This window comes from Xanthomonas sp. DAR 34887 (assembly GCF_041245805.1).
GTDB classification, from domain to species: domain Bacteria; phylum Pseudomonadota; class Gammaproteobacteria; order Xanthomonadales; family Xanthomonadaceae; genus Xanthomonas_A; species Xanthomonas_A tesorieronis.
In genome coordinates, this window is sequence record NZ_CP162490.1 from 1,621,956 (window position 1) to 1,635,159 (window position 13,204).

Consider the following 13,204-nt stretch of genomic DNA (forward strand, 5'->3'; position numbering starts at 1 on the left):
GGTGGGATTTTGCGGCCCCCCGCGGTATAAGAACGCTGCCGCATCAAGGCGGCACGGAGCGGTCGCGCTGTCTGCGGCCGGCCCCGGCAGTGCGCCGGTGTTCATCCGCCGCCGATCGTTCACTGCCGCTGGAGCCGATGTCGATGCAAATCCCGTGTCCTCGACGCCTGCGCCGCGGCTGGACGCTCGCCTGGCTGCTGCTGTTGCTGGCCGGTTGCTGCAGCGGTGCACTGGCGGCGGTGCCGGAACTGCCGCGGTTCCGCGTGCTGGGCGCCGAGCATGGGTTGCCGTCCAGCGAGATCTCGCGGCTGGCCCTGGACCGCGACGGTTACCTGTGGATCGCTAGCGGCGACGGCCTGGCCCGCTACGACGGGCGCGAATTCCGCCTTTGGCGCCACGACCCGGACGATCCGCAGTCGCTGCGCTGCAACTACGTGCAGGAACTGCACATCGATGCGCGCAACCGGGTCTGGGTCGCCTGCGAAGGCGGCGGCCTGAGCATGCTCGATACCGCGCGCCGCGGGTTCCGCCATTTCAACATGGCCACGCAACCGGCGATGCGCAGCGACGAAGTGTTCGCGATCACCAGCCGCGGCGACGAGGTGGTGTTCGGCACCTACGCCGGCGGCCTGTACCGGGTGACCGCGGACGGGCGCGTGCAGCGCATCCAGGCCGGCGACGGCGAGGTCGATGCGATGCTCGACGGCGTGATCGTCGGCCTGGGGTTCGATGCGCAGGGGGTGCTGTGGATCGGCACCTTCAAGGGCATGGTGCGCTACGACGGCAAGCGCGCCAGCGCCTACCGCCTGCCCGGTCCCACGGATGCGCCGCAGAAGGTCGCGGCGGTCATCGCGCTGTCCGACGGCCTGTGGGTCAGCACCAACGGCGAGCTGTACCGGCTCGGCCACGACGGTCGCTGGCAGCGCGCCGACTGGACCGGCGCGTTGCAGCGCGGGGTGCTGTGCATGGCCGAGGACGGCAACGGCGGCTATTGGCTTGGCAACGGCCAGGGGCTGTGGCACAAGCCGGCCGACGGCGCGTTGCGCCGCATCGCCGAGGGCGAGGCGGCGGTGGCCGGCGCCAACGTGGTGGTGAGCATGCTGCGCGACAAGGAAGGCGGACTGTGGGTGTCGTTGCCGACCCGCGGCCTGGGCTACCTGCGCCCGAGCTGGCGGCGGCTGGCGGTGCTGGGGCCGGCGCACGGCCTGGTGCCGGACCTGTATGCCAGCCTGGCGCCGGCCCGCGACGGCGGCGTGTGGCTGGCCGGCACCGGCGGCAATGTGTACCGGCTGCAGCCGGCCAGCGGCGAGCTGGTCAAGCCGCAGTGGACGCCCAGCCTGCCCGGCGTGCGCGTGCTGTCGGTGCTGGAAGACACGGCCGGCGACGTATGGCTGGGCAGCAGCGCGCAACTGCTGCGCGGTCCTGCCCACGGCGGCGCGCTGCAGGGGTGGGGACGTACTTCGGCGGCCGACGCGACCCCCGATATTGGCGTCAACAGCTGGTTGCGCCAGCGTCCCGACGGCACCTTGTGGGTGGCCGCGCCCGGCTTCGGCGTGCAGGTGCGCGCGCTCGCCGACGGCCATGTGCTGGACAACATCCACGGTCCGCAACGCGGGCTGGCCGCCGCCGCCGATATCGCCGCGTTCGACCTGGCGCCGGACGGCACGCCGTGGCTGGCCGCCGAGCGCCTGCACTATTGGGACACCGCCGCCGGGCAGTTCCGCGCGCCGCCGGAATTTGCCGGCGAGCGGGTGCAGTCGTTCGCCTTCGCCGATGCGCAGACCCTGTGGCTGCATCGCCTGTCCGGACTGGAGCTGTGGCGGCGCGAGGGCGGACGCTGGCAGCAGGTGCATCGCTATGCGGCGGCCGACGGCGTGCCGGCGATCGAGTCGCAGGGCCTGGTGGTCGATCAGCAGGGACGCGCCTGGCTGGGTACCCGCCGCGGCCTGTTCCGGATCGATCCGCGGCACACGCCCGCGGTGCGCGCGTTCGGCACCCGCAATGGATTGAGCAGCCAGGAAGTGGTCAAGCGCGGGTTGTTGATGGCGGCCGATGGGGTGCTGGTGGCGGCCACCGCCGATGGCAGCGTGGTGTTGCTGGATACGCGGTTGCCGGACCCGTCGCCGGTGCCGCTGACGCTGAGCGTGGAGAGCGTGCAGGTGCGCCGCGGCGAGCGGCTGCTGGCGCTGCCGGTGGGCGGCGGCTTCGCCCTGCAGCCGGACGATCGCGATCTGCGCGTGGTGGCGCGGCTGCTGTCGTTCGTCGATCCGGAGGGCATCGTCTACCGCTTCCGCCTGGCCGGCTACGACCGCGACTGGATCGTGGTCGGCGCGACCGGCGAGCGCACGCTGCCGCAGTTGCCGGCCGGTGCGCAGGTGCTGGAGGTGCAGGCGCGCACCCGCAACGGCGCCTGGTCGCCGACCTTGCGGCTGCCGTTCCGGGTGTATCCGCCGTGGTGGCGCAGCGTCTGGGGCATTGCCGGGCTGCTCGCCACCGCCGCGCTGCTGGTGCTGGCCTCGCTGCGCGCCTACCGCCGTCGCCTGCGCCGCCAGCACGCCTGGCAGCTGGCGCTGCACAAGCAGGAAGTGGCCGAGCAGGCGTCGCTGGCCAAGACCCGCTTCCTGGCCACGCTCGGACACGAGGTGCGCACGCCGATGACCGGCGTGCTCGGCATGAGCGAACTGCTGCTGGCCACGCCGCTGGATCCCAAGCAGCGCGGCTATACCGAATCGATCCGCCATGCCGGCACGCACCTGCTGCATCTGGTCAACGACGCGCTGGATCTGGCGCGGATCGAGGCCGGGCGCCTGCAGCTGGACCTGCAGCCGTTCGCGTTGCAGGCGCTGATCGCCGACGTGGTGAATCTGATGGCGCCGCTGGCGCAGGCGCGCGGCCTGCGCTTCGAATGCCACGACACCTTGCCGGGTGCGGTGACCGTCAACGGCGACGCGGTGCGGGTGCGGCAGATCCTGCTCAATCTGATCGGCAATGCGATCAAGTTCACCGCCAGCGGTTCGGTGACCCTGCACGTGTCGCCGCTGCACAGCGGACACGGGCTGTGCGTGGAGGTCGCCGACACCGGTCCGGGCATCAGCGCCGAACAGCAGGCGCGGCTGTTCCAGCGCTTCGAACAGGGCGAAGGTCCGCGCACCGCCGCCCGCTACGGCGGCAGCGGGCTGGGCCTGGCGATCAGCCAGGAGCTGGCGATGGCGATGGGCGGGCGCATCCAGGTCGACAGCCGGCTCGGGCACGGCGCACGCTTCCGGGTGACGTTGCCGCTGCGCTGGCAGGCGCGGCCTGCCGCCGCGGTGACGGTGGTGCCGCTGCCGGCGCGGGCACAGGCGCCGCTGCGGATCCTGCTGGTCGAGGACGAACCGACCGTGGCCCAGGTGATGGCCGAACTGCTGCGCAGCCGCGGCCATCATGTCGCCTGCGCTGCGCATGGCCTGGAGGCGTTGACCGAAGTGACCCAGGGCACGTTCGATGTGGGCCTGCTGGACCTGGACCTGCCGGCGCTGGACGGCCTTGCGCTGGCGCGGCAATTGCGTGCGCTCGGCTACGGCTTCCCGCTGATCGCGGTGACCGCGCGTTCCGACGGCGAGGCCGAGGCCGCGGCCAAGGCGGCCGGTTTCGCCCGTTTCGTGCGTAAGCCAGTCACCGGCGACATGTTGGCCGAAGCGATCGCGGGCGCGATGCAGGGGGACGCCGGAGCGCGGGACGCGGGACCGGGTACGCGGAAAGCGTAGCGTCTTGTCGGAAGGCGCTGCGGATGCGCGGGCAACGCAAGCGCCGCGTCGAGTCCCGAGTTCCGCGTCCCGCCACCGGTCTGTTGCCAGCGGCGGCGCTTATCGCCGACGATGGCGGCGGGCGTCGAGGGACACGGCGCCCATGCACAAGGGGACGAGGATGCGGTCGAGACGGATCTTGGGATGGCTACTGCTGCTGTGGTCGACGGCGGTCGTCGCGGCGGTGCCGCCGACCCCGCAGCCGCGCCAGTTGACCGTGGCCGACGGCTTGCCGTCCAACAGCATCAACGGCTTCGCCGAAGACCAGCTCGGCTACCTGTGGCTGGCCAGCAGCGACGGCCTGGCGCGCTTCGACGGGCGCGGCTACCGCATCTGGCGGGTCGAGGACGGGCTGCGCGACAACAAGATCTGGACCGTGCACGTCGATGCGCAGAACCGGGTCTGGTTCGGCACCCAGAACGCCGGCATGGGCATGCTCTCGGCGGACCGGCGCACGTTCCGCTATTACGACCGCACCAACTACCCGCAAATCGGCGGCGCCACGGTCTGGGCGATCGCGTCCACCCCCGACGGCAGCATCTGGTTCGGCACCGCCAACGGCGGCCTGGACCGGCTGCGGGCGGACGGCACGCTGAGCCGCTACATGCCGATGCCGGGCGATGAGCGCAGTTTGCCGTCGCCGGCGGTGATCTCCCTGGCGACCACGCCCGACGGCACGCTGTGGGTGGGGACGCGCGGCGGCGTGGCGCGCTGGACCGGGCACGACTTCGAGCGGCTGCCGGCCTCGGCGCTGCCGCGGCCCGAGGTGCAGGGCCTGATCCCCGAGCGCGACGGGTCGGTGTGGGTCTCCACCCAGGGCGGTACCCGCCTGCTGCGCGCCGACGGCAGCGTGGTGGCGCCGTACTGGCGCAACATGCCCAGCGAGAGCGTGCTGGGCATGCTGGTCCACGACCGCCACGGCAATCGCTGGTTCGACACCCTGGACGGTCTGGGCCGCGAGGGCGATGCCGGGCAGATCCTCAACGTTCCCCTGTACAGCAATTCCGCGCACGGCCTGGTCAAGCCCAATTGGTCGCTGGCGTTCGAGGACCGCGAGGGCGATCTGTGGTTCGCCAGCTTCAACGCCGGCCTGTGGTACCTGCCGGCCAATTGGCGGCAGTTCTCGGTGCTGTCGTACCGGGTCGACGATCCGGACTCGATGGGCAATCCCTACGTCATGGCCACTGCCGCCTCGCGCGATGGCGGGGTGTGGCTGGCAGGGACGCGCGGTGTGCTGGACAAGCTGGATCCGGCCACCGGTACGGTGCGCCACCACATCATGGCGCTGTTCGGGCGCGATTGGTCGCGCACGCTGGTCGAGGATGGCCAGGGTCGAGTATGGGCGTCGGCGTTGGCGGGCGTGCTGCGCTACGACCCGGTCAGCGGCGAGGTGCGGCGCTGGGGCAAGCAGGACGGCGCCGATGCGCCGATGCCCGGTGACGTCGATCGGGCGATGCTCAGCGGCGACGGCCGCCTGTGGTTGTTCGGCGAGGTCGGCGGTGCGCAGGTCCGCGATCTGGACGGACACGTGTTGCGCAACATCGCCCCAGGCGCCGACGGGCTGCCGGCGGAGCTGACCGTGGACGATGCCCGGCCCGGCCCGCTGGGCCAGCCCTGGGTGCTCGGCCAATACGGCATGCTGGCCTGGGATGCGACCAGCGAGCGCTTCGCGCCGGTGCCGGGCGCGCCGACGCGGCCGCTGAGCGCCTTCACCATCACCGACGGCAACGTGGTGTGGCTGGCCAGTCTCGGCCGCCTGGAACGCTATCTGTGGGACGGCGCGCGGCTGAGCCTGCTCGACCGCATCGACGCCGAACAGGAGTTCCCGTCGCTGGCGCCGAACGGCATCGTGGTCGATGCCAGCGGCGTGGCCTGGTTGAGCAGCGTGCGCGGCCTGATCCGGGTCGATCCGGCGAGCAAGGCGATCCGCTCCTACAGCGTGCACGACGGCCTGCCCAACCAGGAGTTCCGCACGCAGACCCTGATCCAGGCGCGCAGCGGGCAGATCCTCGGCGGCACCCCGGACGGGGTGGTGCTGTTCGAACCGTCGCAGGTGGTGCCGTCGCGGCGGCAGCCGCCGCTGGTGATCGAGCGCATCGGCGTGCGCCGCGGCGAGCGCGCGCTGGATCTGCTGCATGCCGGCAGCATCGCGCTACAGGAAGGCGACCGCGACCTGCATGTGGTCGCGCGCCTGCTGTCGTTCTCCGACACCGACGCCAACACCTACCGGTTCCGGCTCAGCGGCTACGACCCGGACTGGGTGGATGTCGGCGCCAGCGGCGAGCGCCTGTTCTCGCGCCTGCCGTCGGGCCACTACACCCTGGAAATGCAGGCGCGCACCGCCGACAAGGTGTGGTCGAAGGTGACCACGCTGCGTTTTCGCGTGCTGCCGCCGTGGTGGCGCAGCCCATGGGGCATGGCCGGGCTGGCCTTGCTGGCGCTGTTGGCGTTGTGGCTGGCGTCCTATCTGTACCGGCGGCGGCTGCGCCGGCGCAACGCGTGGCAACTGGCCCTGCACAAGCAGGAGCTGGCCGAGCAGGCCTCGCTGGCCAAGACCCGTTTCCTGGCCACGCTCGGACACGAGGTACGCACGCCGATGACCGGCGTGCTCGGCATGAGCGAACTGCTGCTGGCCACGCCGCTGGATCCCAAGCAGCGCGGCTACACCGATGCGATCCGCCGCGCCGGCGCGCACCTGCTGCGCCTGGTCAACGATGCGCTGGACCTGGCGCGGATCGAGGCCGGCCGCCTGGAGCTGGACCAGCAGCCGTTCGACCTGATCCAGCTGATCGCCGAACTGGAAGCGATGATGGCGCCGATGGCGCACAGCCGCGGCCTGGCCTTCGCCCTGGACAACGCGATGCCCGCGGCGGTGACCGCCAGCGGCGATGCGACCCGGGTACGGCAGATCCTGTTGAACCTGCTCAACAACGCGATCAAGTTCACCGACCACGGCGGGGTGACCCTGCGTGTGGCGCCATTGCAGGATCGCAACGGCGTGCGTTTCGAGGTGGCCGACACCGGCCCGGGCATCAACGCCGAGCAGCAGGCGCGGCTGTTCCAGCGCTTCGAACAGGCCGACGGCCCGCGCACCGCCGCCCGTTACGGCGGCAGCGGGCTGGGCCTGGCGATCTGCCAGGAACTGGCGGTGGCGATGGGCGGCCGCGTGGAGCTGCACAGCAAGCTCGGCGTCGGCACCCGTTTCATCGTCGATTTGCCGTTGCCGTGGACCCCGGACGCGCTGCATCCCACCACGCGCGGCGAGCGCGAAACCCTGGCGGCGACGCAGCCGCTGCGCATCCTGCTGGTCGAGGACGACCCGACCGTGGCCGAAGTGGTCAGCGGCCTGTTGAGCGCGCGCGGACACCACATCATCCACGCCGCGCATGCCCTGGCGGCGCTGACCGAAGCGGCCGGCAACCGCTTCGACGTGGCCCTGCTGGACCTGGACCTGCCCGGCCTGGACGGCCTGGCGCTGGCGAGGCAATTGCGCGTGTTCGGCTACGAAATGCCACTGATCGCAGTCACCGCCCGCGCCGACGCCGACGCCGAACCCCAGGCGCGCGCCGCCGGCTTCGACGGCTTCCTGCGCAAGCCGGTGACGGGCGACATGCTGGCCGAGGCGATCGAGGCGGTGCTTGAAGGCCGGGATTCGTGATTCGGGATTGGGGATTCGCAAAAGCGCATTGCCGTCGCGGCCGCTTCGACGGCTTCCCAGGAGACATGTTGGCCGAGGCGATCGAGGCAGTGCTCGGAGGCCGGGATTAGGGATTTCGCAAAAGCGAGTGGCCGCCGCCGCCGCTCCTGCGAATCCCCAATCCCGAATCCCCAATCCCGGCCACTCAGCTACTCAGCCACTTCCTCCACCTTCTTGTCCGGATGCGGCCGCGCGTCCGGCAGCTGCCAGAAGATCAGGGTCGAGGTCAGGGTGATCGCGCCCACGCAGACGAAGGTCGCGTGCAGTGCGGCGGTGGCGCCGTGGCTGTCGCCGAGGTGGTCGTTGAAGGCGGCCAACAGGCTGCCCGCGGCGGCCGCGCCGAAGCCGGTGGCCAGCATCATCACCATCGACAGCAGACTGTTGCCGGCGCTGGCCTGGTCGCGGTCCAGGTCGCGCAGCGTCACCGTGTTCATGACCGTGAACTGCAAGGAGTTGACCGCGCCGAACAGCGCCAGCTGCAGCAGCCGCCAGCCCAGCGGCTGGCCGGCGTCGAACAGCAAGAAGCTGGCCATCGCCACGCCGACCAGCACGGTGTTGGTCATCAGCACCCGGCGATAGCCGTAGTTCTCCACCAGTTTCACCGCCGCGCGTTTGGCGGCCATGCCGGCCAGCGCCACCGGGATCATCATCAGGCCGGCGCGCATCGGACTCATGCCCAGGCCGACCTGCAGCAGCAGCGGGATCAGGAACGGCATGCTGCCGCTGCCCACGCGCGCGAACAGATTGCCGAGGATGCCGATGCGGAAGCTGGTCACCTTGAACAGGTGCAGCGGGAACAGCGCCGCCGGCGCGCTGGCCGCGTGCAGCCAGTAGCCGATCAGCGCGGCGAGGCCTGCGATGGCCAGCAGCATCACGAACGCATGGCGCAGGCCCAGCTCGGAAATCCCGTCCAGCGCCAGCGACAGCGCGATCATGCCGAAGGCCAGCATCGCGTAGCCGATCAGATCGAAGCGGGCGCGCTGTTCGCCGTGGAAATCGGGCATCACCTTCAGCGCCGCGGCGAAGCCGATCGCGCCGATCGGCAGGTTGATCAGGAACACCCAATGCCAGGATGCGACCTGCACCAGCCAGCCGCCGAGGGTCGGTCCGACCAGCGGCCCGATCAGCGCCGGAATCGCGATGAAGCTCATCGCGCTGAGGAACTGCTCGCGCGACACCGAACGCATCACCGCCAGGCGCCCGACCGGCAGCAACATCGCCCCGCCGATGCCTTGCAGCACGCGCGCGGCGACCAGGTAGGGCAGGCGCGGCGCCGCCGCGCACAGCAGCGAGCCGAGCGTGAACAGCACGATCGCGGTCAGGAAGGTGCGGCGCGTGCCGTAGCGGTCGGCGATCCAGCCCGAGGCGGGGATGAACATCGCCACCGCCAGCGCATAGCTGAACACCACCGACTGCATCTGCAGCGGGCTCTCGCCCAGGCTGCGCGCCATCGCCGGCAGCGCGGTATTGACGATGGTCGCGTCCAGCATCTGCATGAAGATGGCCAGCGACACCAGCCACAGCAACGGCCGGAAACTGCGGTAGCTCGGAACGGAGATCGGATCGGGGGAGGGCGCGGACATCGGCACGCACGGCAACGCGAGGGGTGCATAGGATCGCGCACATCGCGTTGCGGCGTCGTGCAGCAGCGGGCGGTTGTGGCGCGTGGCGAAGGTGGTGGCGTCGGAGCGGCGGCCGATCGAAGCGCGTCGCGTGGCGTGCTGTCTTCGGTGTTGTGTGAGATTTCAGTGCCGATGCGGTGCGAAGTTGTGTGGGAGTTCAGTGCCGATGCGGTGCGAAGCCATCGGGCCCATCGTTCTGCTCGTCGCGACTGAAGTCGCTCCCACAAGGGGCTCGCGCTCAGCGCATCGGATGCAGTGTGGGAGGGACTTCAGTCCCGACGGAGTCCGCAGCCCGAGGGTTCATCGCTTCGCTCGTCGCGGCTGAAGCCGCTCCTATAGGAGCTTGCGGCAGGTCGGCTGGGTGCACTGTAGGAGGGGCTTCAGCCCCGACCGATGTCCGCGGGTGTCGGGTTCACCGTTTCGCTCGTCGCGGCTGAGGCCGCTCCTACAGGGAGCTCGCAGCAAGCCGGCTGGGTGCACTGTGGGAGGGACTTCAGTCCCGACTGCAGGATGGCCGAACATTCCGCGCATCCGCGGCGCGCAAGGCGCCCGGCGGATGCGGCGGCTGGGGGCGGGTCGCTATGCCTGCCCGCGGCGGCTGTGCCGCTGCACCGCGGCGACCAGTGCGCCGACATGCTCGGGTTGCATGTCCGGCGACAGCCCATGGCCGAGGTTGAACACGTGCCCTTCCGCGGAGCCGTTGCCTTCGGCATAGCTGCGCAGCACGCGCTGCACCTCGCCTTCGATCGCCGCCGGCGAGCCGTACAGCATGGCCGGGTCTAGGTTGCCCTGCAGCGCCACGCGGCCGCCGGTGCGGCGCGCGGCATCGGCCAGGTCGATGGTCCAGTCCACGCCCAGGCCCTCGGCGCCGGAGGCGGCCAGCTCTTCCAGATACGGTGCGTTGCCCTTGCCGAACAGGATCAGCGGGGTGCGCTCGGCGCCATCGCCGCGCGGCAGTTCGCGGGCGATGCGCTGCAGGTAGGGCAGCGAGAACTCGCGGTACATCGCCGGGCTGAGCACGCCGCCCCAGGTGTCGAACACCTGCAGCGCCTGCGCGCCGGCCGCGCGCTGCGCCGCCAGGTAGGCGATCACCGCGTCGGTGTTGACCGACAGCAACCGGTGCAGCGCCGCCGGGTCCTTCAAGGCCAGCGCCTTGATCCGCGCGTAGTTGTCGCTGCCGCCGCCCTCGACCATGTAGCAGGCCAGGGTCCATGGGCTGCCGGAGAAGCCGATCAGCGGCACGCTGCCGTCCAGCTCGCGGCGGATCACCCGCACCGCATCCATCACGTAGCGCAGCTCGGTCTCCATGTCCGGCACGCCGAGCCGGGCGATCGCCGCCGCGTCGCGCACCGGGTGCTTGAACTTGGGACCTTCGCCTTCGACGAAATACAGCTCCAGGCCCATCGCATCGGGAATGGTGAGGATGTCGGAGAACAGGATCGCCGCGTCCAGCGGGAACCGCGCCAGCGGCTGCAGGGTCACCTCGCAGGCCAGTTCCGGGGTCTTGGCCATCGCCAGGAAGCTGCCGGCGCGTGCGCGGGTGGCGCGGTACTCGGGCAGGTAGCGCCCTGCCTGGCGCATCAGCCACACGGGGGTCTGGTCCACGGGCTCGCGGCGCAGGGCGCGCAGCAGACGGTCGTTCTTGAGCATGGGGGTTTTTCCTTAGCGCGGGGCGTCGGCGCCGCGGGTGAACATGACCTGGAAGCCGCGCTTGATTTGCGCATCGCGGGCTTTCTCGAAGGCGGCGTGGGCCTCGTCCTGCAGCAGGTATTGCTCGCGCTTGAGCTGCGCGCGGCCGCCGATCTGGCCGCTCTCGCGCAACAGCTCCCAGCTGCCGAACAAGTCCGGTTGCAGGGTCAGCTGGACGTAGCGGGGCGGCTCGTTGTCGCCGGGGCGTTGCTGTAGGAAGACGCGCATGGGCCGATTGTACCCATCGCGGGTCGCCGCGGCGTCGGCGCCGGCCGCGCGTTAGGGGTCGGGTAGGGAAGCCGGCCGGACGGCCGTGCCGCGGTTGTCGGGCCGCCACGGCAGCTGGCGGCTGGTGCGACGCGTGCATCCGCCGGTGTCCGAACCATGGACGACGCGCGACCGCCAGGGCGAGCGTCTTGGCGCTGGCTTGCGCCCGGGGCGCCGTGCAGGCACGCGTGCCTGCTGGCTGGGTGCACTGGGGGAGGGACTTCAGTCCCGACGTTGTCCGGCGTCGGGAGGCCCGCCCTTTCGCTCGTCGCGGCTTCACGGCACCTCTGACAACTCCAAAAAATGCCGACCTCGGCATTCGCAAGTGATTGATGTGCAGAACCTGCAATTTCTCGGAATCGAGGGCATTGGAGGTGCCGTGAAGTCGCTCTCTCAAGGACTTGCGGCGAGCCGGCCGCCGAGGGCAGAGGCATGCCTCTGCGCAGCGACCTGCGCTACGCCGCCGCCCGCATTGCCGCGTCCAGCACCGCCAGCACCGCCGCTTCGTCCACGTCCGGCACCACCTCGGCGCGGCCGATGCCGCGCCACAGCACCAGCCGCAGGCGCCCGGCGATGTTCTTTTTGTCCAGCCGCATCCGCGCCAGCAGCGCGTGCGGCGCCAGTCCGGCCGGCAGCGCGGTGGGCAGGCCGTAGTCGGTCAGCAGCGCGCGCAGCCGTTCGCTGTCCTGCGCCGTGGCCATGCCCAGCTGCGCCGACAGTTCGGCCGCCAGCACCATGCCCACCGCCACCGCTTCGCCGTGGTTGAGGTTGGCATTGCCGGGCGCGCCGTAGCCCTGCTCGGTCTCGATCGCATGGCCGAAGGTGTGGCCGAGGTTGAGCAGGGCGCGCTCGCCTTTCTCCAGCGGGTCGCGGGCGACGATCTCGGCCTTGTGTTCGCAGCTGCGCGCGATCGCCTGCGCCAGCGCGGCCGGGTCGGCGGCCAGCAGCGCCTGGCGTTCGGCGTGCAGCCATTCGAAGAACAGCGGGTCGCGGATCGCGCCGTACTTGATCACCTCGGCCAGGCCGGCGCGCAATTCGCGCGGCGGCAGGCTGCGCAGGGTGGCGGTATCGGCCAGCACCGCGCGCGGCGGATGGAACGCGCCGACCAGGTTCTTGCCCTGGGCGATGTCTACCGCGGTCTTGCCGCCGACCGAGGAGTCGACCATCGCCAGCAGCGTGGTCGGCAGCTGCACGCAGTCCACCCCGCGCATCCAGCACGCGGCGGCGAAGCCGGCCAGGTCGCCGACCACGCCGCCGCCCAGCGCCAGCACGCAGGCGTCGCGGGTGGCGCCGAGCTCGGCCAGCGCGGCGATCGCCGCGCCGAAATTGTCCAGGGTCTTGGAGGCTTCGCCGGCGGGGATCACGAACTCGCCGATCTGCAGCTGCGGGCGCGCGGCCAGCAACGCCTGGCGGACCTGCGCCGCGTACAGCGGGGCGACGTTGCTGTCGCTGAGCAGCAGCACATGGCGGCCGCGCACGTGCTCGGCCAGGCGCGCGCCGTCGTCGAGCAGGCCGGGGCCGATGCGGATGGTGTAGGCCGGGTCGCCTTCGACCGCGACGCTGCGGTGGGAAACAGTCATGCAATGGAGTCCGGAAGTTTCCACGACGCGGCCAGGCGCACGACCAGCTGCGCGGTGGCTTCGGCGGGATTGAGGTGGTCGGTGTCCAGGATCAGGTCGGCGACTTCGCGGTACAGCGGCTCGCGCACCGCGTGCAGTTCGTGCAGCACCCGTTCGCGGTCGCCACGCTGCAGCAGCGGGCGGCTGCGGTCGCGTTGCAGGCGCTGCAGCTGCGAGGCCACGCTGACCCGCAGGTAGACCACGAAGCCGTGCTCGCGCATCTCGCGGCGGCTGTCGGCGTCGAGCACGGCGCCGCCGCCGGTGGAAATGAGGTGGCCGGGGGTGCTGAGCACGCTTTCCAGGACGCTGCGCTCGTGCTCGCGGAAGCCGGCTTCGCCGGCATGCTCGAACAGCGAGGCGATGCTCGCGCCGGTGCGTTCGACGATGGCCTGGTCGCTATCGACGAAGGCGAGGCTGAAGCGCTCGGCCAGGCGGCGGCCGATGACGCTCTTGCCGGCTCCCATCGGGCCGACCAGCACGAGATTGGGGGCGGGATTCATCCGCCGATGCTAGCAGACGCGCTGC

7 protein-coding genes are annotated in these 13,204 nt (G+C 71.1%); 2 read left to right on the top strand and 5 right to left on the bottom strand.

Annotation, left to right across the window (positions count from 1 at the left end; genetic code table 11):
* The first annotated feature begins 143 nt into the window (after positions 1-143).
* Both AB3X08_RS06850 and AB3X08_RS06855 read left to right on the top strand, forming a co-directional pair.
* Positions 144-3,746, top strand: a complete 3,603-nt coding sequence (locus AB3X08_RS06850) for a hybrid sensor histidine kinase/response regulator (RefSeq protein ID WP_420018504.1) — start codon at positions 144-146, stop codon at positions 3,744-3,746.
* Between the two features lie 178 nt (positions 3,747-3,924).
* Entirely contained in the window at positions 3,925-7,443 is a 3,519-nt protein-coding gene (locus tag AB3X08_RS06855; protein WP_369937138.1) for a hybrid sensor histidine kinase/response regulator, read from the top strand.
* Between the two features lie 188 nt (positions 7,444-7,631).
* Here the strand turns inward: AB3X08_RS06855 and mdtD are convergent, their stop codons facing one another.
* From mdtD to AB3X08_RS06880, 5 genes are all read right to left on the bottom strand, one after another.
* Positions 7,632-9,065: a multidrug transporter subunit MdtD gene (gene mdtD / locus AB3X08_RS06860; protein WP_369937140.1), complete on the bottom strand. Its 1,434-nt coding sequence runs from the start codon at positions 9,063-9,065 to the stop codon at positions 7,632-7,634.
* 618 nt (positions 9,066-9,683) lie between these two features.
* Entirely contained in the window at positions 9,684-10,754 is a 1,071-nt protein-coding gene (gene hemE, locus AB3X08_RS06865; RefSeq protein WP_369937142.1) for a uroporphyrinogen decarboxylase, read from the bottom strand.
* A gap of 12 nt (positions 10,755-10,766) precedes the next feature.
* Entirely contained in the window at positions 10,767-11,021 is a 255-nt protein-coding gene (locus tag AB3X08_RS06870; RefSeq protein WP_369937143.1) for a WGR domain-containing protein, read from the bottom strand.
* A 494-nt stretch (positions 11,022-11,515) separates the two neighbouring features.
* Entirely contained in the window at positions 11,516-12,640 is a 1,125-nt protein-coding gene (aroB, locus tag AB3X08_RS06875; RefSeq protein ID WP_369937144.1) for a 3-dehydroquinate synthase, read from the bottom strand.
* A complete protein-coding gene (locus AB3X08_RS06880; protein WP_369937145.1) occupies positions 12,637-13,179 on the bottom strand; it encodes a shikimate kinase in 543 nt (180 codons plus the stop codon). The genes aroB and AB3X08_RS06880 overlap by 4 nt, the downstream gene beginning before the upstream one ends.
* Positions 13,180-13,204: the final 25 nt, after the last annotated feature.